Origin of the sequence: Rhizobium sp. YTUHZ045 (assembly GCF_051124255.1) — a bacterium.
In the GTDB taxonomy this organism is placed as follows: domain Bacteria; phylum Pseudomonadota; class Alphaproteobacteria; order Rhizobiales; family Rhizobiaceae; genus Rhizobium.
In genome coordinates this window covers 1,268,383-1,289,938 of the sequence record NZ_CP101432.1, presented here as the reverse complement: position 1 = coordinate 1,289,938, position 21,556 = coordinate 1,268,383, and the positions used below count along the sequence as shown (strand labels likewise).

25 protein-coding genes are annotated in these 21,556 nt (G+C 60.0%); 14 read left to right on the top strand and 11 right to left on the bottom strand.

Annotation, left to right across the window (positions count from 1 at the left end; translation table 11 throughout):
- Positions 1-214: 214 nt before the first annotated feature.
- From NMA58_RS06305 to NMA58_RS06285, 5 genes are all read right to left on the bottom strand, one after another.
- A complete protein-coding gene (locus NMA58_RS06305; RefSeq protein ID WP_434712736.1) occupies positions 215-526 on the bottom strand; it encodes a DUF982 domain-containing protein in 312 nt (103 codons plus the stop codon).
- Between the two features lie 288 nt (positions 527-814).
- Positions 815-1,192 carry a VOC family protein gene (locus tag NMA58_RS06300; RefSeq protein ID WP_434712735.1) on the bottom strand — a complete coding sequence of 126 codons (378 nt, stop codon included), beginning with the start codon at positions 1,190-1,192 and terminating at the stop codon, positions 815-817.
- An 84-nt stretch (positions 1,193-1,276) separates the two neighbouring features.
- Positions 1,277-1,795, bottom strand: coding sequence for an AAA family ATPase (locus NMA58_RS06295; RefSeq protein WP_434712734.1), 519 nt, complete (start codon positions 1,793-1,795; stop codon positions 1,277-1,279).
- Between the two features lie 417 nt (positions 1,796-2,212).
- Positions 2,213-2,437, bottom strand: coding sequence for a hypothetical protein (locus NMA58_RS06290; protein WP_085777758.1), 225 nt, complete (start codon positions 2,435-2,437; stop codon positions 2,213-2,215).
- Between the two features lie 102 nt (positions 2,438-2,539).
- The gene (locus tag NMA58_RS06285) at positions 2,540-2,734 is read right to left on the bottom strand and encodes a hypothetical protein (protein ID WP_064711990.1); all 195 of its coding nucleotides are present in this window, start codon (positions 2,732-2,734) and stop codon (positions 2,540-2,542) included.
- 625 nt (positions 2,735-3,359) lie between these two features.
- On the opposite strand from NMA58_RS06285, the gene NMA58_RS06280 reads away from it, so the two are divergent.
- Both NMA58_RS06280 and NMA58_RS06275 read left to right on the top strand, forming a co-directional pair.
- Positions 3,360-3,602: a BON domain-containing protein gene (locus NMA58_RS06280; RefSeq protein ID WP_285192864.1), complete on the top strand. Its 243-nt coding sequence runs from the start codon at positions 3,360-3,362 to the stop codon at positions 3,600-3,602.
- 139 nt (positions 3,603-3,741) lie between these two features.
- Complete coding sequence (locus NMA58_RS06275) at positions 3,742-4,149, top strand: NUDIX hydrolase (protein WP_434712733.1); 408 nt, start codon at positions 3,742-3,744, stop codon at positions 4,147-4,149.
- A gap of 261 nt (positions 4,150-4,410) precedes the next feature.
- On the opposite strand, the gene NMA58_RS06270 is transcribed toward NMA58_RS06275, so the two are convergent.
- Both NMA58_RS06270 and NMA58_RS06265 read right to left on the bottom strand, forming a co-directional pair.
- The gene (locus NMA58_RS06270; protein ID WP_434712732.1) at positions 4,411-5,694 is read right to left on the bottom strand and encodes an O-acetylhomoserine aminocarboxypropyltransferase; all 1,284 of its coding nucleotides are present in this window, start codon (positions 5,692-5,694) and stop codon (positions 4,411-4,413) included.
- A gap of 119 nt (positions 5,695-5,813) precedes the next feature.
- Positions 5,814-6,242 carry a CoA-binding protein gene (locus tag NMA58_RS06265; protein WP_434712731.1) on the bottom strand — a complete coding sequence of 143 codons (429 nt, stop codon included), beginning with the start codon at positions 6,240-6,242 and terminating at the stop codon, positions 5,814-5,816.
- Between the two features lie 115 nt (positions 6,243-6,357).
- Here NMA58_RS06265 and NMA58_RS06260 point away from each other — a divergent pair, with 115 nt between their 5' ends.
- Both NMA58_RS06260 and NMA58_RS06255 read left to right on the top strand, forming a co-directional pair.
- Positions 6,358-6,681, top strand: coding sequence for a hypothetical protein (locus tag NMA58_RS06260; protein WP_434712730.1), 324 nt, complete (start codon positions 6,358-6,360; stop codon positions 6,679-6,681).
- A 473-nt stretch (positions 6,682-7,154) separates the two neighbouring features.
- Complete coding sequence (locus NMA58_RS06255) at positions 7,155-7,991, top strand: EamA family transporter (RefSeq protein WP_097598532.1); 837 nt, start codon at positions 7,155-7,157, stop codon at positions 7,989-7,991.
- Here NMA58_RS06255 and NMA58_RS06250 read toward each other — a convergent pair whose 3' ends face one another.
- Complete coding sequence (locus NMA58_RS06250; protein WP_434712729.1) at positions 7,992-8,819, bottom strand: enoyl-CoA hydratase; 828 nt, start codon at positions 8,817-8,819, stop codon at positions 7,992-7,994.
- A gap of 82 nt (positions 8,820-8,901) precedes the next feature.
- On the bottom strand, positions 8,902-9,132 hold the full coding sequence (locus NMA58_RS06245; protein WP_434712728.1) for a DUF1127 domain-containing protein: 231 nt from the start codon (positions 9,130-9,132) through the stop codon (positions 8,902-8,904).
- Positions 9,133-9,203: 71 nt separating this feature from the next.
- Here NMA58_RS06245 and NMA58_RS06240 point away from each other — a divergent pair, with 71 nt between their 5' ends.
- The 7 genes from NMA58_RS06240 to NMA58_RS06210 all read left to right on the top strand — a co-directional run bounded on the left by NMA58_RS06240 (position 9,204) and on the right by NMA58_RS06210 (position 15,785).
- Entirely contained in the window at positions 9,204-10,103 is a 900-nt protein-coding gene (locus tag NMA58_RS06240) for a LysR family transcriptional regulator (RefSeq protein ID WP_434712727.1), read from the top strand.
- A gap of 292 nt (positions 10,104-10,395) precedes the next feature.
- On the top strand, positions 10,396-10,860 hold the full coding sequence (gene rplM / locus NMA58_RS06235) for a 50S ribosomal protein L13 (protein ID WP_011424898.1): 465 nt from the start codon (positions 10,396-10,398) through the stop codon (positions 10,858-10,860).
- A gap of 2 nt (positions 10,861-10,862) precedes the next feature.
- Complete coding sequence (gene rpsI, locus NMA58_RS06230; RefSeq protein ID WP_011424897.1) at positions 10,863-11,330, top strand: 30S ribosomal protein S9; 468 nt, start codon at positions 10,863-10,865, stop codon at positions 11,328-11,330.
- 306 nt (positions 11,331-11,636) lie between these two features.
- Positions 11,637-12,827, top strand: a complete 1,191-nt coding sequence (gene cml, locus NMA58_RS06225; protein WP_434712726.1) for a CmlA/FloR family chloramphenicol efflux MFS transporter — start codon at positions 11,637-11,639, stop codon at positions 12,825-12,827.
- Between the two features lie 205 nt (positions 12,828-13,032).
- Positions 13,033-13,995 carry an agmatinase gene (gene speB / locus NMA58_RS06220; protein WP_434712725.1) on the top strand — a complete coding sequence of 321 codons (963 nt, stop codon included), beginning with the start codon at positions 13,033-13,035 and terminating at the stop codon, positions 13,993-13,995.
- A 61-nt stretch (positions 13,996-14,056) separates the two neighbouring features.
- Positions 14,057-14,989, top strand: a complete 933-nt coding sequence (argC, locus tag NMA58_RS06215) for an N-acetyl-gamma-glutamyl-phosphate reductase (protein WP_434712723.1) — start codon at positions 14,057-14,059, stop codon at positions 14,987-14,989.
- A gap of 4 nt (positions 14,990-14,993) precedes the next feature.
- Positions 14,994-15,785 carry a TSUP family transporter gene (locus tag NMA58_RS06210; protein ID WP_434712722.1) on the top strand — a complete coding sequence of 264 codons (792 nt, stop codon included), beginning with the start codon at positions 14,994-14,996 and terminating at the stop codon, positions 15,783-15,785.
- Between the two features lie 22 nt (positions 15,786-15,807).
- Here NMA58_RS06210 and NMA58_RS06205 read toward each other — a convergent pair whose 3' ends face one another.
- Positions 15,808-16,911 carry a COX15/CtaA family protein gene (locus NMA58_RS06205; RefSeq protein WP_434712721.1) on the bottom strand — a complete coding sequence of 368 codons (1,104 nt, stop codon included), beginning with the start codon at positions 16,909-16,911 and terminating at the stop codon, positions 15,808-15,810.
- Between the two features lie 114 nt (positions 16,912-17,025).
- On the opposite strand from NMA58_RS06205, the gene NMA58_RS06200 reads away from it, so the two are divergent.
- Entirely contained in the window at positions 17,026-17,235 is a 210-nt protein-coding gene (locus tag NMA58_RS06200; RefSeq protein ID WP_003573983.1) for a DUF2842 domain-containing protein, read from the top strand.
- Between the two features lie 118 nt (positions 17,236-17,353).
- Positions 17,354-18,595, top strand: a complete 1,242-nt coding sequence (locus NMA58_RS06195) for a GNAT family N-acetyltransferase (RefSeq protein ID WP_434712720.1) — start codon at positions 17,354-17,356, stop codon at positions 18,593-18,595.
- A 28-nt stretch (positions 18,596-18,623) separates the two neighbouring features.
- Here NMA58_RS06195 and NMA58_RS06190 read toward each other — a convergent pair whose 3' ends face one another.
- Positions 18,624-20,789, bottom strand: coding sequence for a GumC family protein (locus NMA58_RS06190; RefSeq protein ID WP_430957701.1), 2,166 nt, complete (start codon positions 20,787-20,789; stop codon positions 18,624-18,626).
- A gap of 189 nt (positions 20,790-20,978) precedes the next feature.
- Here NMA58_RS06190 and NMA58_RS06185 point away from each other — a divergent pair, with 189 nt between their 5' ends.
- Entirely contained in the window at positions 20,979-21,554 is a 576-nt protein-coding gene (locus NMA58_RS06185; RefSeq protein WP_085777743.1) for a polysaccharide biosynthesis/export family protein, read from the top strand.
- The last annotated feature ends 2 nt before the right edge of the window (positions 21,555-21,556 follow it).

Genomic DNA, 21,556 nt, shown 5'->3' with positions numbered 1-21,556 from the left:
CGAATGTTCGAAATCTTTGCAACTTGTCTCTCGTCGCACAGGGCATTGACCGCCCTTGGGAACTGAGCCCTTTTCCCATCACCTTCAGCGACATTTGTGAAGATCGCGGTTAGAATTGACGGCAATGCTTTTCAGTTCGTGAGAATTTTGCCTGCCTTGGCAGCGGTCGTATCTGACGCAATGCCAGGCTGACAGAAGCCGCTTGAAAGAGGGGCTATCTTGGCGCGGCTGAGCGCAGGTCCGGTCGCCGCTCTGTCACTCCGAGGGGGACAATTGTCAGAGCAGCGATACCCGCTTCATGGGCTGCAAGCAGAAGCGCCTCGCGGAATCGTTCCGGGCTAATTTTGCCGGTAATTGCATCGACACAGGCTTTTACGGCAGCGACGTATTCCTCGCCGTCATCAGAAGGCCAATCATTGATCAGGAGATGTGCCGCATCGCCGAGCGTCCGGACGATCTTGCGTGTTGCCGGACCGCGCAAAGCAAGCGCGACCGGCGTGAATGCCGATGATGTATTCCAGCACATCGTCCTCGACCCCTCAAGGCATGGTTACTGCAATCCTGACCGCGCAACATACGCTTGTTTTCTGAAATTTGGAATTGAAAACTGAGCAATAAAACCGCTTCGACGTGAAGTAGCGGGAACTAAAGAAAAGGGCTCAAGGACCTCCTATCCGAGCGCCCTGAGGCTCGGCGACATGAGACGCGCTGATCACGAGGGCAGCAATTGATCCGACCGATTTGCAACTGGTCGCCACCGAAGCGCAGCCGCTCAGCGTTTGGCACGAAGCCCATAACCGCCATGATATTCCAGTCAGTTCCTGTGGGTGCTGGTCACTCTGACATAATAGCCGTCGGGATCGACAAGGCGAAAGTCGCGCAGTCCCCAAGGCCGCATGGCGAGGGCGGAAAGTGGCCAGCCGCTCTCTTTCGCCTTGCGATAGGCATCCTCGACATCAGTGACCTTCAAGACGATCTCGACGCCGAGGCCGACCGTGTCGCCGATTTCGCCGCGTAACGGATGATCGCTCGAAAGGACGCTTCGGGAATTGATCGCGATGACGGCGTCGCCGTTTCTCAACATCGTATATTCCGTGCTCGTCGAGCCCTCGACTTCAAAGCCCAGAACTCGCTGGTAGAAATCAATCGATGTCTGAGGCGTTTGGACAAACAACTCCAAAGTCAGGTGCAACTGGGCCTCCCTCTCTATGCTTTTAGCAGAACAAGCGGACGAACGCCGCACTGGAACGGCCAAACTTCAACTGCCTGGTCCAAATCAAACACGCTGCCGCCGCAATTCGCAAAGGACACGTTCAACTCCCTGTTCCACCGTCAGGTTCGATGTGTCGAGAATTTCGCATCCGTATGTCTGTGCTTCATGCCGTAGGAAGGCGGCCCAGTTCATCATATCCGGATTTGACAGATCAGGCTGGCCTCGATCAATCGAAAGGCGCCTGGCTCGGGTCTCGTCGTCGCAATCGATCAAGATAAAGGAATGCGAACCGATCCCGGCACGTTCGGCGGCTTCGGCCAGAAAGGAAAAACGCGACTGCCCCTCGAATAGGATGCTACTCCCTTCTGCCAGGAGCGGCGACAGTCGCGCCATCCATGCAAAAGTGGCCTCTCTCTGCCATCCTTCTACAGAGCCGAATTGATCAACCATCTCCTCGACGGGCGGAACGCCGATGCGGTCCTGGTAAAAGACGTCGATCTCTTGCCCATGCCGCCGCTCAATAGCTTCGGCGATTGTCGTTTTTCCGGCCCCCGATGCGCCAGTGAGAATGACGAGAGGCATGATTGCTCCATTCACCGCAGTCAGCAAAAGGTATGAGCAAGGTAGCGTCGGTCGTATTCCAAAGATCGTCGGGCCGACATTACGACGTCCGCCGCGAAGGCGAGCGAGAGCCGCCTCTTCAACGGACGCGGCACTTCAAAGGCGAAACGCCTTAGATCGTTCATCGAGCGCGCCGGCGTCTTCGGTCGCGAGGCTATTGCGCGAACTCTGGGACTACCGCAGCACCATCGTCACGTGAGCAGGCGCTGGAGGCCCTCGGTCAAGAACTGAGGCGACCCGCCAAAATACGAACAAGTCGCGTGACCTAACTCCGCCAATCAGAGAAGCACCATCTATCGCCTATTAGACTTTGGCACTGGCCTCGTATCGGATTTCGAGTGCGCTGAGATCCGCGATGTTCCCATTGCCTCGGAGCGATTAATGAAGGGCTGCGGGCGCAGGCGCGATCAGGGGGAACCGCGCGATTAATATACTGGTGAGTTCCTCCTGGGTGCGATGGCCGCGATTGAAAAGGTCGATTGCCGCGCTGCAGATCATTTCCGATGTCTTGTCGTCCGGTTTGGCCTTGTAGTGCCTAAACCAAGATTGAACGGACAGCGAGAGCACGGCCCATTCTGTTTCTTGGACGCTCGTGATCAACATTCCTCATCTCCTCACAAGTTGAAACGCGGCAGCTTTGCAGGGCTTCACAAGTGAGCCTGCAATCCCAGTTGTGCCGTGACGTTGAAGAATATCTCCTGCCATTCAGTGCGAGATGATCGCACGACCGCTGGAGGCCAGATGCTGTGTAATGGCGCGCCGGATTTCAGTAACCGTGTCGAAGAGCCTGTTGTCCAAGTCGATGACATTGAAGCGGACGGCGATGAATTTGAGGCGGTTTTCCACGGGGACCGCGATCCCGACTTCCTGACCATTGAATACGACAGCTTGCTTTTGCATAACAAACCTCGGGCGCGCCACACGGGGGCACCATCTTAGAAAAGTGGAACAAAGGGTTTACGACGCGTCAGATTGCCGTCGTAGGTCGGTATCGGATCGAGACGAGATCACGCATTCGCTGCACCACCGCGAAGAAACGAAGACGGACAAACAAAGTCATGATCCTCCCTCAAGCGAGGTCAAACGATCGCTGAGCAGCGCCGACAAGCGCCGATATTTCGGAACTTCTCGCTAAAAAACGTAGTCGAGAAATTTCAAGTAAGCAACTGATTTTTGTATTTATTTAGCGTTTTAAATCGTATGACAATTACCGCAGGTGCGAAGTTATAGATGATGTACGTTCATCCAACCTGTCGTCGAGGCCGGCTGGTGGGACCGACGTAAGCGACAGGGCCGTTATTGGGTAGGTCGAAGACCCAGTACGAACGATAGCTAGCGCCAATGTTTGCGGGGCTAACCGGCATAACAGGGGCGATGTTCCGCTCCTGCGCTGCCTTCCAGAAGCTGTCGGGACCTACCTTCATGATGGCGGTACGCCTTCCGGTATGGCTTCTCGGACCTAAGTCCCTATCGCGAACCAAATTACCAGTTCGCTGTTTCCTTCGTATCACGAAGGAGGACTGCCATGAGCTTTGAGCCTGAAAGCCTAGCCAACGATCAGCTTGCGAGCGTGCAGGCCGCGGTGTCAGCGGAACCAGAGCTGGAAAGCTCGTCCATCTCTGTAAGCATGGTCGGCAGAAGCGTCCTGTTGGAGGGCTATGTGGCCGGCTACGGTGATCGGGAGAAGGCGACGGCGATTGCCGCTTTGATCGCGGGCCCGGAGAACGTGCGTGATAGGATGCAGGACCGGGAAGAGATAAACGGGTAACGCGTCACCAAGCGGGAACTTTCCGACCGGTATTGTGGTCATCGCCGGTTCGCCGCCGCCTTATCCGCCTTGCTATATGACATGTTTGTGACGTAGAGCTGTCCCATCACCGCGACGCAGGAAATCGGCTGACACTATATTGCTTGAGCGCGAAACAACGGTACGTACAACGTCGCCGCGGCGGACCGTGTACCAGGCTGCGGGAGTTTGCCTGACGGCCCGGGCGGACGAAACGCCTCTAGTGCTTGTGCGGAGCAAACGCAACGGTGACTGGGGGATTCCCAAAGGCACGATCGAGGATGGCGAGGCCAGTGCCCAGACCGCCGAGCGCGAAGCTTTCGAAGAAGCCGGAATAATTGGCTCGGCGGTCACGAAGCCAATGGGTCATTTCGAATACGAAAAAGAGAGTAACGGCACCCAATACCACGTTACTGTCCATATCCTATCGGGAAGCGACCTTGCGGATCGATATTCCGAAAGCGAAGTTCTGGAGCGGCTTTGCTTTCCGTTGCTGGGCAGCCCGCCCCGTTGTCCTCCATTGCAATAATTATGTCTGGTCCTTCCATGGCCGGCGTAATCTCAACGCTTCCGCCCTTGTGTTCGGGAAGGCATAGTTGAAAGCGTTTGTGACCACAATCAGACTGATTGACCAGGCCTTGTTGGAGGAAACGAGTAGTTGCGGGCTGCTGCCCTGAGGGCGATTGGTCTCACATCGCGCAGCAGATCGGCCAACCCCTGCGCCAGCCTGTTCCAGGTTGTCGGCGATGTCGACTGACGCGTAAAAGCGAGGCCACGGCAGCCAGGACAATCAGATCTTCGAGAGCGCCTGCTCTAGATCGGCGATGATGTCCTTGACGTCTTCGATGCCGATGGAAAGCCGCACCACGTCGGGTCCGGCACCGGCGGCGATCTTCTGCTCGTCGCTCAGTTGCCGGTGCGTCGTCGAGGCCGGATGAATGACGAGCGAGCGGGTGTCGCCGACATTGGCAAGATGGGAGAAGAGTTCAAGTCCTTCGACCAGCGTCTTACCAGCCTCATAACCGCCCCGGACGCCGAAGGTGAAGACGGAGCCTGCGCCCTTCGGCGAATAACGCTGCTGCATGGCATGGTTCGGATCGTCATCGAGGCCGGCATAATTCACCCAGGCGATCTTGCTGTGCGCCTTCAGCCACCGGGCGACGGCGATGGCATTGTCGCTGTGGCGCTGCATTCTGAGCGGCAGGGTCTCGATGCCGGTCAGAATTAGGAAGGCATTGAAGGGCGAAATTGCCGGGCCGAGGTCGCGAAGGCCGAGCACGCGGGCAGCGATCGCGAAGGCGAAATTGCCGAAAGTCGCGTGCAGAACCATGCCGTTATATTCCGGCCGCGGGCTCGACAGCATCGGGTAATTGCCTGACGTCGACCAGTCGAAGGTCCCGCCGTCGACGATAAGGCCGCCCATGGAATTGCCGTGGCCGCCGAGAAATTTAGTCAGCGAGTGCACGACTATATCGGCGCCGTGCTCGATCGGACGGATGAGATAGGGCGTTGCCATTGTGTTGTCGACGATCAGCGGCAGGCCGTGGCGATGCGCGACGTCGGCAATGGCGGCGATATCGACGAAGGTGCCGCCCGGATTGGCAAGGCTTTCGATAAAGATGCCGCGGGTCTTGTCGTCGATCTGACTTTCGAAGCTCGCCGGATCGGCGGAATCGGCCCATCGCACCTGCCAGCCGAAATTCTCGAAAGCATGGCCGAACTGATTGATCGAGCCGCCATAGAGCTTGCGGGCGGCGATGAAATTTTCGCCCGGGCGCATGATGGTGTGGAAGACGATCATCTGCGCCGCGTGGCCGGAGGCGACGGCAAGGGCCGCCGTACCGCCCTCGAGCGCGGCGACGCGTTCCTCGAGCACGGCCTGCGTCGGGTTCATGATGCGGGTGTAGATATTACCAAACTCCTGCAGGCCGAAGAGGGCGGCCGCATGATCGGAATCGTTGAAGACAAAAGCGGTCGTCTGGTAGATCGGCGTCACTCGTGCGCCGGTCGCCGGATCGGGCTGTGCGCCTGCGTGGACCGCCAAGGTGTTGAATCCAGGATCGTTCTTAGCCATGTCGCCCTCCGAATTGTTGCTCACGGGGCAGGATCATAGCTTGTCGCCGACGAAAGTTAATCGCGATCCGTTTCAACCCTTGGGCGTTCGGGGAAAAATCCGTCTCAGGGCAGCCCAGCTCAGGCAATGAGACGAGGATATTCGATCGCCGGGCAGCGGTTCATCACCACTTTAATGCCGGCAGCCTCCGCCTTTGCCGCCGCGGCATCGTTGCGGACGCCAAGCTGAGCCCAGATCACCTTCGGCAACGGCCTCAGCGCCAACGCCTCCTCAACGACCCCATCGAGATATTCGGCGGCGCGAAAGACATCAATCATATCGATCGGCACCGGAACGTCGGCAAGCCGGGCGTAGACGGTGCGGCCGTGGATCTGTTTGCCCGCCTGCCCCGGATTGACCGGTATGACCTCATAGCCGCGCGACAGCAGATAGCCCATGACGCCGTTGCTCGGCCGGGCCGGATTGGGCGAGGCACCGGTCAGCGCGATGGTCTTTACCGACTGCAGGATTCCGGCGAGATAATCATCCGTGTAGGCGTCGTGATCCATTTCCGTTTCTCCATTCCGGCAGCGCCTTTGAGCCTGCCGGCATTTTTTGCATTTCGGCAGAACCGGCTGCAGGTGTTTGCGTATATAGGAGTTGAATGGCTCTGAGGATGATTCAATGAGAAAAATTGCTCTTGCCCTCATGCTTGTGCTCGCCGCATCACCGGCAGCAGCGATCTCGCGCTACAATCCACTCAGCATGAGCTGCGCCGGCGTGCGGGCGGCCATCCACAATCAGGGCGCCGTGATCTTCCGCTACCAATCTCCCCGCGGGCTGCCGCTTTATGATCGCTACGTGCGCAACAGCAATTATTGTGACGCGACCGATTATGCGGAATGGACCCATATCCCGACAAAGGACGATCCACGCTGCCCGGTTCTGAACTGCCAAAGCCTAGACAACCTTGACGGGATGCTCTTCGTTCCGCATCATCAGCTCTGACCTCCCCGCCGCCGCAACCCTTGCAGGCGCCGATCGCCTTCCGCGCTTGCAACCAGGCTTCCAGTTCAATCGCGCGATGCGATTTCTCCGAGAACATACAATCTGAAGCTTCTTTTTTCGCGTATATCAAAGTTATAGAAGAATATCTGTATTTCAGCAGCATAGAAAGATCCGCCATGGAATTCCCTCAATTGTTTTCCCTTTCCATTCCCCATAAGGTCACTATATGTTCTCTCGTCCATTAGAAACATCTCATAGTTGAGAAGATCGCGTGGATTGAACGCATATCGCGCGCACGTAAAACTTGTCGTCATACCCTGCCATTGTTTGCATATTGAAAGGATGATAATGGAGCCGAGAACGCATCCGCGACCGCGGCGATGCATTTTCGTGCAAATATCAGTTGTCTTTCCAGAATTCTGCCCCGTCGGGGCGAGGCGCTTCGCCTTCTTCCGCAGCACCGGATTTATCCCTTGCCTCTCGACGTCATCCTGCTCGTTCTGTTCGGTGCGTTGCTGCATGCGACATGGAACGCGATTGTCAAAGCGGGCAGCGATAAATCCCTGGATGCGGCGTTGATTTCGGCCGGCGGCGCAGTGTCCGCGTTGCCGTTTCTGGCATTTCTGCCGTTGCCGCAAAGCGCGGCCTGGCCGTTCATCGGCGCCTCGGCCATCCTGCAGTTCGCCTATTTCCAGCTGGTTGCCGCCGCTTACCGAGCCGGTGATATCGGCCTCGTCTATCCGCTGATGCGTGGTTGCGCACCGTTGCTGGTCGCCGCGACAAGCGGCATCGTCCTGCGCGAACATCTTTCCGGCGCCGCTCTTGCCGGCATCATGACGATTTCAGCCGGCGTCCTGACGCTCGCCCTGGAGACTCGGCGCAGCAGCGGCCATGCGGTCGCCTTCTCGATTGCCAATGCGTTCGTCATCGCCAGCTATACTTTTGTCGACGGCATCGGCGCACGCCTTTCAGGCAATGCGGTTTCCTATACGTTGTGGATGTCGCTGCTGCCGCCGATACTGCTGTTTGCCTGGGCGGCATCCCAGCGCGGCAGCTTGACGGTGTTGCATCACGTTCGCCGCAACTGGTGGCGCGGCCTGATCGGCGGCGCGGGATCGATTGCATCCTATGGGCTGGCACTTTGGGCGATGACGAAGGCGCCGGTAGCGACCGTTGCCGCACTGCGGGAAACTTCGATCCTCTTTGCGCTGGTGCTCTCCGTTGCCGTCTTCAAGGAAAAAGCCGGCATCTGGCGTTACGTCGCCGGCGTCGTCATCGCGGTCGGCGTACTGGTTCTGAAACTCGCCTAATCATTCGCCCTTCCATTCCGGCTTGCGCTTGCCGAGAAAGGCGCCGATCCCTTCCTGCGCGTCCTGCGTCAGCATGTTTTCCACCATCACCATAGCGACATAATCATAGGCCGCCTCCACCGGCAGTTCGAGCTGCCGATAAAACGCTTCCTTGCCGATTTTCAGGATCAGTGGCGATTTGCCGGCAATCACGGCGGCATATTTGGACACGACCTGCGCAAGATACTGCTTGGGCACGATGCGGTTGACGAGGCCGAAATCCTTGGCGGTGGAGGCGTCGATCGTCTCACCGGTCAAGAGCATCTCCATAGCCTGCTTACGATGCGCGGCACGGGAAACGGCCACCATCGGCGTCGAACAGAACAGGCCGATATTGACGCCCGGCGTGCAGAACGTCGAAGTGTCGGTGCAGATCGCCAGATCGCAGGATGCGACGAGCTGACAGCCCGCAGCCGTTGCAAGCCCATCGACCTCGGCGATGACAGGTTTTGGCAGATGCGCGATCTTCAGCATCAAATCGGCGCAGAGCCTGAAGCTTTTCTCGAAGAAAGCAGCGCCCTGATCTTCGTCGACGCGATGAGCCGTGAGTTCCTTAAGGTCGTGGCCGGCGGAAAAAACGGCGCCGGTCGAGGCGATGACGACGACGCGCACATCCAAATCCGCCTCCGCCTTTTCGAGCTCGGCCATCAGCGCTTGAAGAAGCGCGATCGACAGCGCATTAGCCGGCGGGTCGTTAAGAATGAGCCGCAGCACGCCGTCGCGCAACGAGCGGAGCAACAATCCGTCGGTCCTGTCCGCTTCCTTTCGGAAGGATACGATTTCAGCCATGATGCTGCTCCCTGCGCTCGATTTCCACACAGCCGTTCTGGCACACGGCGCCGGCCATTTCGAGCAGGATACGCTGTCGCAGTCAAAACCAGAACCATGATTTCGATCGCTCTGCCTTCGCCTGCGCAGGGGTCAGACCGATATCGCGAAGCTCGTCATCGGTGAGTTCCGACAACTTGCGGCGGCTGCGACGCTTTTCGAGCCGACACTCTATGGCCGCCAGCAGCCGCCTGCCCCAGCGCGCCCTCTCGCGGCGTTTCAGCCGAAGGGCGCTGCGAGGTATCTCCAAGCTTTCGTCGAATTCCACGGTCATCCTTCATCCTTTCCTGACGGACGAAAGATGCGCTGGAAGACGCAGCGAAAGAAGCTTATGGGTATTATTATATGCATAAGGATTTCTTTGGCATGCTCCTCAATCTCGATCAGCTTTCGACCTTCATCAATGTCGCCGACCTCGGCAGCTTTACGGCTGCGGCCGACAAGGAAGGCGTGACGCAGCCGGCCGTCAGCCTGCAGATCAAGGGGCTCGAACAGCGGCTCGGCGTCAGGCTGATCGAGCGAGTCGGGCGGCGGGCGCAACCGACGGCGGCGGGCATCGACCTGCTTTCGCATGCAAGGCGTCTGCTTCAGCAGGCAGCCGCGGCGGAAGAAGCGATGATGCCCCACAGGGATGGCGCCAGCGGCCGGGTGCGCATCGGCAGCGGCGGCACGGCATCGATCCATCTGCTTCCCCGCGCCATCGCCGCCGCCCGGCAGTCCATGCCTGGCCTCGAAATCACCGTCTCGATCGGGAATGCCGACGATATCCTGCGCGATCTGGAAGCCAACAGCCTCGACATCGCCGTTGTGGCCCTGCCGGCATCGGGACGGAACTTCGAGATCGAACCCTTCTACGAAGAGGAATTGCTGGCTGTCGCCCCCGCGGGCAGCCCCGTGCCCAAGGGTGGACCGGACCCGGCCTTCATGCGCGACAGGACGCTGCTGCTTTACGAGGGCGGCAATACGAGGCGGGCAATCGACGCGTGGCTAGCCGCCCCGGATATCAGGATCCGACCGGCGATGGAGTTCGGCAGTATCGAAGCGATCAAGGAACTGGTGGCCGTCGGACTCGGCTGGTCGATCCTGCCGGGGTTAGCGGTGAAGCGCGACCGCGCCGGTCTGCTGACGACATCGTCGCTGCAGCCGAAGCTGACACGCCGCCTCGCCATGGTTCTTCGCCGGGACAAACATCTGACACGCGGCCTCCGGGAAATGATAAAAAGCCTGCGTTCCTTTGAGGATTAGCGATGGTTTTCGACCGACGGCGGGGCAACGCTGAAAACGTTAAACGGGCAAATATTCAGCCCGATTGTGGGGTATCACAACACCACATTGCTAAACGTTTGTTTTCACTTGTTCTTTTTTCCGGCCGTCGCGAAAGCCGATATTGACCCTGTGTCACATTGCCTTTATACACCGCGACAGAACGCAGCCTGTCCGGGCTGCTTTCTTTTTGGCAGGTTCGCGCTTGCCAATCCAAGCAACAAGAAACGCCCTTAAAGCCCTCGGGCCAAGGGTCCTAAAAGAGAGTATTGACATGGCAACCTTCTCACAGAAGCCTGCAGAGGTGGAGAAGAAGTGGGTGATCATCGACGCCGAAGGGCTGGTCGTTGGCCGTCTCGCTTCCATCATCGCTATGCGCCTGCGCGGCAAGCACAAGGCAACCTTCACGCCCCATGTTGACGACGGCGACAACGTCATCGTCATCAATGCCGACAAGGTGGTTTTCACCGGCAAGAAGTATTCCGACAAGGTCTACTACTGGCACACCGGTTATGCCGGCGGCATCAAGGAGCGCACCGCACGTCAGATCATTGAAGGCCGCTTCCCCGAGCGCGTCCTCGAAAAGGCCGTCGAACGCATGGTTCCGCGCGGCCCGCTCGGCCGTCGCCAGATGAAGAACCTTCGCGTTTACGCCGGTCCCAACCATCCCCATGAAGCCCAGCAGCCGGTCGCCCTCGACGTTGCCGCGCTCAACAAAAAGAACGTAAGGAGCGCCTGATCATGGCTGACCTCTCCTCCCTGAAGGATCTCGGCACGTCTTCCGAAGCTGCCGCTCCGGCCCACGTCCGCAAGGTCGATTCGCTCGGCCGCTCCTACGCGACCGGCAAGCGCAAGGACGCCGTCGCCCGCGTTTGGGTCAAGGCCGGCTCCGGCAAGATCATCGTCAACGGCAAGGACTTCACGGCTTACTTCGCCCGTCCGGTGCTGCAGATGATCCTGCGCCAGCCGATTGTCGCAGCTGCCCGTGACGGCCAGTTCGACATCATCGCAACCGTTGCCGGCGGCGGTCTTTCCGGCCAGGCCGGCGCTGTTCGCCACGGCCTGTCCAAGGCGCTGACCTACTTCGAACCGGGCCTGCGCTCGGTACTGAAGAAGGGCGGCTTCCTGACCCGTGACAGCCGCGTCGTCGAGCGCAAGAAGTACGGCAAGGCAAAGGCCCGCCGCTCCTTCCAGTTCTCCAAGCGTTAATCGTTTCGGACAGACGGAAATTACGAAGGCCGGGGAAACCCGGCCTTTTTGTTTGGGCGTTTGAGGAATTCCGGAATCGCCTCGCCGGTCGCCATTGCCGCACTCCGGTTCTGCTGGTAGAAATCCGACAGAACGCTTCGCAAACGAGCGGAGCCGCAATCAAGGTCGCATCATGGGAACAACCAAGTCCGCAGACAACTAAGCCGCAACAACTTGCGCTGTTGTTGCGGCATCTGTCCCAGCAAATCCGATACTGGTGAAAGACAGATCGCCGCCGAATGAAAATCATTTGAGCGGATCTTACCCATGTCTTATCCGAAAATTCCGTCGTGGAATTATTCCTTGCCGGCAAGTTTGTTGCTGGTGGCTCCTTTCGACATCCTGGCGTCGCTTGCCATGGACATCTATCTACCGGTTGTGCCGACGATGCCCCAGGCGCTCGGCACCTCGCCTGAAGTCATCCAGTTGACCCTCAGCCTCTATATGCTTGTGCTCGGCGTCGGCCAGATTGTCTTTGGTCCGATCTCCGATATGGTCGGGCGACGACCCGTGCTGATCGGCGGGGCGGCACTATTTGCCCTTGCGTCCTTTCTGCTTGCCGGGGCCTCATCCGCACTTCTCTTCGTGGCCTTGCGATTGTTGCAGGCGATCGGCGCCTCGGCGGCTCTTGTCGCCACCTTTGCAACAGTGCGCGACGTCTATGCCGAGCGGCCGGAAAGCAGCGTGATCTATAGCCTGCTCGGTTCGCTGCTATCGCTTGTGCCTGCGTTCGGGCCGGTCGTCGGCACGGTGATTGCCGACCACTATGGGTGGCGAGCCATCTTTCTCGTCATCGGCCTGCTGTCGATCATTGCAACTCTCAATGCCGGCATGCGGTGGCATGAAACCCGCCCGGTTACGTCGGCGACAACCATCGCAATAGGTCCGATCCTCGCGAGCTTTCCCTTCTGGATCTACACGACCGGCTTCAGCGCAGCGATGGGAGCCTTCTTCGTCTTCTTCTCGACCGCGCCTCGCATCCTGATCGATCGGGCCGGTTTTTCCGGCATCAGCTTCAGCTTCATCTTTGCTTCAGTGGCATTGGTGATGATTGTGACGGCGCGCCTTGCCAAGCGCTTCGTCGCACGCTGGGGCATCGCAGGCAGCCTCGCAAGAGGCATGGCGCTGCTGCTTGTCGGCGCGGTGATGCTTGCCATGGGAGAGATGTTTTTGCAGGAACCGCTTGTCCGCCTCATTCTGCCGATGTGGATCATCGCCATCGGCATTGTCTTTGCGACAGCCGTTACGGCCAATGGTGCGCTTGCCGCATTCGGCAACAGCGCGGGAACGGCCGTGGCGCTCTACTTCTGCGTCGAAAGCCTGCTGGTCGGTGCTGCAGGCACATTGTTCGTGATTCTGCTCGACGGCGACACAGCCTGGCCGCTGGCGGCCTATACCGGGGCGGCAGCGCTGATAACCCTGGCTGGATTGCGCCAGCTTGCCCGGAAGGCCGTCTGAGGCCGCAGAATTGCGGCAGCGCCAACCGCAGAGCGACCGTCAAGCGGGGATCGCTTGAAATCTCGGCGCACCTCGCCTACCCCTTACCTGCCCCGAAAGGAAACATCCATTCCTTTCGGGATCGGGCAGTCGTGACCGGTGGCCAGGCAATATAAGGTCGACATCGAATGCGATTATGCTCGCGCGGACAGAGAAGGAGCCCCCCTTGGCGAACAAGACCATTGATCATGCCTTCACAGCGACCAACCTCACTTCGGCCGCCAGCGATCCCACCTTTGCCGGCGCTCTGTCCTTCATGCGCCGCCGCTTCACCAAAGAACTTGCCGGCGTCGATGTCGCCGTCTGGGGCATCCCCTTCGACGCCGCCACATCGAACAGACCGGGCACGCGCTTCGGCCCGCAGGCGATTCGGCGCGCCTCGGCGATATTCGACAACGATGCGCAATATCCCTTCAACCGCGAACTGTTTGCCGAGATGGCGGTGATCGACTATGGCGATTGCCTGCTCGACTACGGCAACCATCAGGACACGCCCGGCGCCATCGAACGCCAGGCCAATGCGATCCTCGACAGCGGCGCCTTTCTGCTGACGCTCGGCGGCGATCATTACGTCACTTGGCCGCTGCTGAAAGCCCATGCCGCAAAGCACGGGCCTCTCGCGCTGGTGCAGTTCGACGCTCACCAGGACACCTGGTTCGACGAAGAGCGGCGCATCGACCATGGCTCCTTCGTGGCGCGGGCCGTGCGTGAAGGCATCATCGATCCCGACCGCTCGATTCAGATCGGCATCCGTACCCATGCGCCGGAGGATTGCGGCCTCAATATTCTTTATGGTCATCAGGTCGAGGAGATGAGCGGCGGCGACATCGCCTCGGCGATCATCTCTCATACACGCGGCGCCCCCGCCTATCTCACCTTCGATATCGATTGCCTGGATCCTGCCTTTGCGCCGGGTACCGGTACGCCGGTTGCCGGCGGTCCGTCGAGCGCCAAGACCCTCTCGGTGCTGCAGCGTCTGCACCAACTCGATATCCGCGGCGCCGACGTGGTCGAGGTGTCGCCGCCTTACGACCATGCCGATATCACCGCCATTGCGGGGGCAACGGTGGCAATGTATATGCTTGGCCTTCATGCCGAGCGACGCGCCATTGCGGCGTCACAAGGCTGATTTATCATCGTTCAAATTGAATCCGGAAATCCTCAGAACCCACTGAAAGCGCAGGTCTAACATGGCACCGAAAATCTTCATCGATGGCGAACACGGCACAACGGGTCTGCAGATCCGTACGCGCATGGCCGGCCGCCGCGATGTCGAGCTTCTGTCCATTCCCGAGGACGAGCGGCGCAACGCCGCCATGCGCGAAGACATGCTGAACAGCGCCGATGTGGCCATTCTGTGCCTGCCCGACGACGCGTCGAAGGAAGCGGTTCAGATGGTTTCGGGCAACAACAACGTCCGCGTTATCGACACCTCGACGGCCTTCCGCGTCAATTCCGGCTGGGCCTACGGCTTTGCCGAAATGGACGGTGCACAGGCCGACAAGATCAAGGCCGCCCGTTTCGTCTCCAATCCCGGATGCTATCCGACAGGCGCGATCGGCCTCATTCGGCCGCTGCGCGCCGCCGGCATTCTGCCGGATGGCTACCCCGTTACGGTCAATGCGGTTTCCGGTTACACCGGTGGCGGCAAGCAGCTGATTGCTCAGATGGAAAATCCGGATCATCCGGACGCGATCACCGCGCCGCATTTCCTCTATGGCCTGCCGCTCACTCACAAACATGTGCCCGAAATGACCGTGCATGGCCTGCTCGACCGCGCACCGATCTTCTCGCCGTCGGTCGGCAAGTTCGCGCAGGGCATGATCGTACAGGTGCCGCTGCATCTCGACGATCTCGCCGAGGGCGCGACGATGGAAAGCATTCACGCGGCACTGATTGCCCATTATGCCGGACAGGGCATCGTCACCGTCGTGCCGCTCGCCGAAAGCAAGGCGCTCCCCCGCGTCAATGCCGTCGAGCTCGAGGGCAAGGACACGATGAAACTCTTCGTCTTCGGTACGCCGGGTGGTTCCCAGGTCAATCTGGTGGCGCTGCTCGACAACCTCGGCAAGGGTGCCTCGGGTGCTGCCGTGCAGAACATGGACCTGATGCTCGCCAGCTGAGGTCATGATGCTGGATAGGCTTGTCGCCGACATGCAGACGTGGTTTGCCGCCGCCCTGCCCGGTCACGGCATTTATGCGCTGATGGCGTTTGCCTTGATCGCGGGGCTAGCCCGCGGCTTTTCCGGTTTCGGCGCAGCGTTGATCTTAGTCCCGCTCGGCGGCGCCATCGTTGGCCCGAAGCTGATCTCGCCGATCCTGCTCGTCATCGACGGCATCGCCACACTTGGGATGATCCCACCCGCCTGGCGCGACGCCCACCGGTCCGAAGTTTTCGTCATGGCGGCTGGTGCGGCACTCGGCGTCCCGGCCGGAACGGCGCTGCTGGCGCTGCTCGACCCGACGCTGCTGCGCTGGAGCATCACGATCATCGCCATCAGCCTGCTCGCGCTTCTCGTATCGGGATGGCGCTACCAAGGCGCGCCGTCAGCGCCGCTCAGCAGCGGCATCGGCCTGATCGCCGGACTTTTCAGCGGCGCCGCGCAGCTTGGCGGACCGCCTGTCGTTGCCTACTGGCTCGGCGGCAAGAGCGACTTCGCGCGCGTCAGAGCGAATGTCGTGCTGTATTTTTCGATCTCGTCCGTCTTCAGCGCCATCAGCTATTATATCGGCGGTCTGTTCGTGCCCGCTGTCTTCGCCCTCACAGTCGTTATCCTGCCGAGTTATGCGCTGGGTCTCTATGGCGGCTCGAAACTGTTCGGGCTTGCCGAGGAGCGGACCTTCCGCATCGCCTGCTACATGCTGATCGCAGCGGCAGCCATCATCGGCATGCCGCTGCTCGACGGCCTGCTGCGTTAGAACGAATGACAGCCTCCCGCTTTCAATCGCGTTCGGTGATCATCGTCTCGTGCGGGTATTCGCCGTAAAAGCCACGCCAGTTGGCGACGGCGAAACCGAATACAACAAGCGCGCCGGCCTGATGCAGCAGGCCCCAGTGAAGCGGCACCTGCATCAGCAGCGTGGCAATGCCGATCGCCGCCTGAACGGTCACCAGCGCGAAAAGCACGACGGCGCGGCGGGCATGGGTGGTCCAGGGTGCGGCGCGAAGGGCGATCACCATGTTGATCAGCACCAGTGCGAAGAGCGTATAGGCGCCGATGCGGTGGATGAACTGCACTGTCTTCGGGTTCTCGAAGGCATTGATCCAGAAGGGCTGCTGAATGAGCAGATCGGAGGGAATGACGGCGCCATCCATCAATGGCCAGGTATTGTAGGAAAAACCGGCATCGAGTCCCGCCACCAGGGCACCGAGATAGATCTGGAACAGCGCGAAAATGGCGATCACGGCAGCGAAGCCGCGCGAGCTGCGTGCCGGCGCCGCATCGTTGGAGTGCGGCGACAGCCCGCGCATGATCCACATGCAGCCGGCAAAGATTAGGCAGGCCATGACGAGATGCGTCGCCAGCCGGTACTGACTGACATCAGTGCGAACGGAAAGGCCTGAGGCCACCATCCACCAGCCGATGAAACCCTGCAGGCCGCCGAGCGCCAGGATGCCGACGAGCGGCCAGCGCAGGCGTTTCTGGATCCGCCCCGTCAGCCAGAAAAAAAGAAGCGGCAGCGCGAAGATCACGCCGATGCCGCGGGCGATCAGCCGGTGCGCCCATTCCCACCAGAAGATGCTCTTGAACTCGTCGACGGTCATGGAACTGTTCAATTGCTGAAATTCGGGAATGCGCTGGTAGAGGCGGAACTCCTCTTCCCATTCCGCGGCCGACAGCGGCGGAACGACGCCATGGATCGGCTTCCACTCGGTGATCGAGAGGCCGGAATTGGTCAGCCGCGTTGACCCTCCGACGAGCACGAGACAAAAGAGCGCCAAAAGCACAAAGCCGAGCCACAGCCGCAAGGCGCGGCGGTCGCGGTTCTGCTTGCGTACTTCGCTCAGGATCGCCTGTTCCGTGGTGAGGTTCGCGACGGCCATGATGTCTCCTTCTATCCGGCAGTTGATTTGCCCCACCGGCTCATGCAAAACAAGCCCCGAAGCTTTGCGGCATGCCGTCGCGCCGCTCCGCGCTACCCATACAAGAGATAAACAATGCCCGTCCGCCTTCGCAAATTCATCGGCACGATCCTTATCATCGTGCTTGTGCTCGTCTATGCGCTGGTGGCGAACACGATCGCGGTGGCGACGCTCGGCAACGCCCCCTGGTGGGGGCACCTGCTCTATTTCCTGCTGACGGGCCTGCTTTGGGTATTGCCGGCAATGGTGATCATCAAGTGGATGGCCGGGCCGCGGCAACAGTAGGCCATTAACGGCCGAATAACCGTGATCGGCGGAAAACCCCGCCGATGGGCGGCGGTTAAACCAAATATATGTCCTGCACACCTACCTTCCCGTTCAGCATTTTGACCGGAGAGTTCCCGTGCAGACGCAAAAGCTCGATATTGATGAACAGTCGTCAGATGTTGGCGCGCTGGCCGATATGGCGATCTCACGCCTACGCCAGGTGAGTATGAAACTTGCCATGGCAAAAATCGACATCTCGGTTTTCGACGCGATGCAGCCATTGGAGGATGATTGGCGGGCTCTGGAGGTCGATGATCTCCATTCGCTTCATCAAAGCTATGATTGGTGCGCCACTTGGGTGAATGCCTTTCAGCGGCCGCTGGCAATTCTCAAGGGCACCTATGCCGGCGAGACCGCCTTCATTCTGCCGATTGAGATTGTCAAATCCCGTGGATTGACCGTCGCAAAGTTCATCGCTGCCGATCACAGCAATATCAATACCGGTCTGTTCTCCGGCAATTTCGCCGAAAGTGGCGGCAGCATCGACGCGCAGAAGTTCGCGGCGCAGCTTCGGAAGGCCTTGAAGGGCCATGCAGATCTGCTGCTGCTGCAAAACGTCCCGCTGGAATGGCGCGGGCGGCAGACCCCGCTCACCGGACTGCCGATGGTGCAGAACCAGAACCACGCCTATCAATTGCCGTTACTCTCCAATTTCGAGGAGACGCTGAAGCAGCTCAACGCCAAGAGCCGACGTAAGAAATTCCGCGTTCAGTCGAGGCGTCTGGAAGCAGCCGGGGGCGTCGACTACGTCATTCCACAAACATCCCAAGAGCAACACCACCTGCTCGACATCTTCTTCCGTTTGAAGAGTGCCCGCTTCGCGAGCCTTGGCCTGCCCGACGTCTTCGCCGATCGCGAAACTCAGGCCTTCCTGCACGGCCTCATCGACAAGCGAGATGATGCGAGACGGTATTTCGCCCTGCAGATGCATGCGCTGCGGCTGAAGGGCGAGAATAAAGACGGGATCGCCGCGATATCAGGGATTTCGCGCAAGGGCGACCATGTCATATGCCAGTTCGGGGCGATCGACGAAGACCTTGTACCGGATACAAGCCCCGGCGAGTTCCTATATTGGCAGGCGATCGCAGGGCTGCATGGCAGAGGTGTCGCGCTGTTCGATTTCGGCCTCGGCGACCAGACCTATAAGCGTTCCTGGGCACCAGTGGAGACCGCGCATTATGACGTGGTCGTGCCGGTCTCGCCGTTCGGAGTCGCCGCAGGCGCCGCGCACCGGATCGTCACCCGTAGCAAGGCGCATATCAAGGCGCGTCCCAAACTCTATAAATTGGCCCAAGGCATTCGCGCACGGATCGGCTGAAATCGCTGAACACTTTCGCGCGACATGCTTAGGCAGCCTGCCCGAGCTCCTGCTCGTCCGCTTGGCCGCCCGACATCAGCACGACGCGCTGATAGCCCGCCGCCTGGAACTCCGTCATCAGGGTAACGAAGATCGTCTCCTCTAGCTGCGGCAGGGAGAGGATAATTTCAACATCCCGGCTGCGCGTCAGCCGCGAGACGCCGGCGACATCGGCCGCACCGCATTCGACCACCACGACGTCGTAGGCGGCGGCGAGCGCATCGAGCAGCAGCGACAGCCGTTCGACACCGCGCATGGCGCGGCGCACGTCGCTCTGGCCCTGCGGGATCAGATGGGCATCGGAAAGCCGATCGCCATGGATCGTGTCGCCGAAGGCGGCCTCGCCGCACAGCAGATCGGTGACACCAAGAGCTGCCTGGTCCTCGGCCATCAGTTCTGTGGGATAGCCGGAGCCGGTCATATCAATCAGAATGACGCGGCGGCCGGCATCAGCGAGCATGCGCGTCAACGCAACAGTCGCCGCCGAACCGTTGTCACCAGTTGGAGATATGGCGATTGCCAGCGGCGCGCGGCTGCCCGTGAGGTAGTCCGCAACGGACTCAATGGAAAATTCATTATCGTCCTCCGGCGCCTCTTCGGCGGCCGCCGTTTCTTCGATCACGTCCTTTCCATCATCCTCCGTGACAACGGCGAGCATGCTCGGCTGGACGGGCCTTCTGGCGGCCGGGGCGGCCTGCGGCACTTCCCTGTCTTCCGCGACCATTTCCGCCTTGACTGCGTCACGGGACGTATCGACGGCACGAAGCGCCCGACCGCTGAAGAGTTCGGCGAGCATGGTGACGATGGCGCTCAGGATCAGCGTTGCGACGGCGGCGACGACAACGATCGGCACCACCTTCGGGAAATAGGGATCGACCGGCTCGATTGCCCGGGACACGATACGGGCGTCCGCCGGGCTGGAATTGCTGTCGGCGCGCGAGGCGGCCTCGCGGTAACGCACCAGATAGGTTTCGAGCAGCTGGCGCTGGGCGTTTGCCTCGCGCTCCAGCGCGTTGAGGCCAACCTCGTCTTCGCCGGCACGGGCGCTGTTGGCCTGAACCGCGTCCTTCTGGCGCTCGAGTTCGCTTGCGCGGAGGTCGGCAACCTTGGCCTCATTTTCGATGCTTGCCAGGATCTTCTGCGTCTCCTGGCGGATTTGGCCGCGAATATCGGAGAGCTGGGCGCGCAGGCTCTTCAGCTTCGGATGACTGTTGAGGAGGCTGGTTTGCAGATCCGATATTTGCGACTGCAGGCCCGATTCCGTCGCCTTCAGCCGCTGGATCGCCTGGGAAGACATGATGTCAGGCAGCGTATCGGAGGCTTCGCCCGATGACAGCGCATTGCGCACCGCCTGCGCCCTCGCCTCGGCATTGGCCTTGTCGCCCCGCACCCGGGTGAGTTCTGCGGAGATGTCATTAAGCTGCTGGGTGGGGAATGTGGTCGTGCCGTTCGTTTGCAGCAGACCGTGGTTGGTGCGATATTCGGCGACCTTCTTCTCGGCCTCGCTGACCTTCTGCCGCAGGTTTTCGATCTCCGGCTCGAGCCAGCGCGTCGCTTCCGAATTGGAGGCGAGCTTGGCGCCGCTCTGGGTGGAAAGGTAGACGTTCGCCATGGCGTTCGGGATGGCGGCGGCGAGCTTCGGATCCTTCGACGTGAAATTGATGCCGATGACGCGCGAACCCGGCACTTGGTAGACCTGCAGCCGCTCGACGAAAGCGTCGATTACCCGTTCTTCCGGCGGGTTCTCGATCGGATTCTTCTTCAGATGCAGCTTCACCAGGATGCTGCTCATCGCCGAGCCGTTGGCGGCATCGTCGAATTCCGGCAGATTGTAGAGTTTCAGGTCGTTGATCACCTTCTTGAGGAGATCAGCCGATTGCAGGAGCTGCACCTGGCTGGCGATATTCAGCTCGTCCATCAGCGGCCCGGCGCCGGCGTCGCTCGCTTGCTGGGTACTCGCGAAGGCCGGCGCGCGGGGTTCGATGAGGATGCGTGTTTCGCTGCGATATTGCGGCGAGATGATCTTGGCGCCGGCAAAGGCGACGCCGGCCGCCGCGAGCGTGATCGTCAAAATCCTTACCCGGCGCGCCCAAACGGCGCGAACCAGCTGGCCGAGGTCGATGTCCACATCCTGATCACGCACTACGCCGGACATGCTCTTACTCCACAACAAAATCGCCGCAAGCGTAAACGACCATGGTAACGCAACGGTTAATGGTGATCCTGCCAAGAAATAGCGGCGATCGGCAAAGAACTGGCGAATTGTCATACGCCTTTTACCGGGCATTAACCCTAACGGATCGATAACGGCTGCACCGAGTTCATTTTCTGTGAGCACAAGCGGATGTCTGTCGCCCCGCCCAAGATCCTTTTGGCCCTGAGCCTTGCAGCCATCACGGCAGCATTGGGCGGATGCACGACGTATAAGCCGGCCCCAAAAGCCTTCAACGAGGCGACCATCCAGCCGTATACGCTTGATAGCGGCGACCGGCTGCGCATCACCGTGTTCGACCAGCAGAGCCTGACCAATACCTACACCGTCGATCAGGCCGGTTATATCGCCTTCCCCCTCATCGGTCAGGTCCCTGCCCGCGGCCGAACCCTGCAGCAACTTTCAGGGCAGATCGCCCAGAAACTGCAGCAGGGCTATCTTCGCGATCCCGATGTCACCATCGACGTCGACCGCTACCGCTCGATCTTCATTATGGGCGAAGTCGGGCAGCCTGGCCAATATGCCTATGTTCCGGGCATGACCGTACAGAATGCCATCGCCGTTGCCGGCGGCTTCTCCAGTCGCGCCAACCAAAGCATGGTCGACGTCACCCGCAAGATAAACGGACAGGTCCTGACCGGGCGCATCAACATATCCGGCCCGATCATCGCCGGCGACACGATCTACGTTCGCGAACGGCTCTTCTGAGC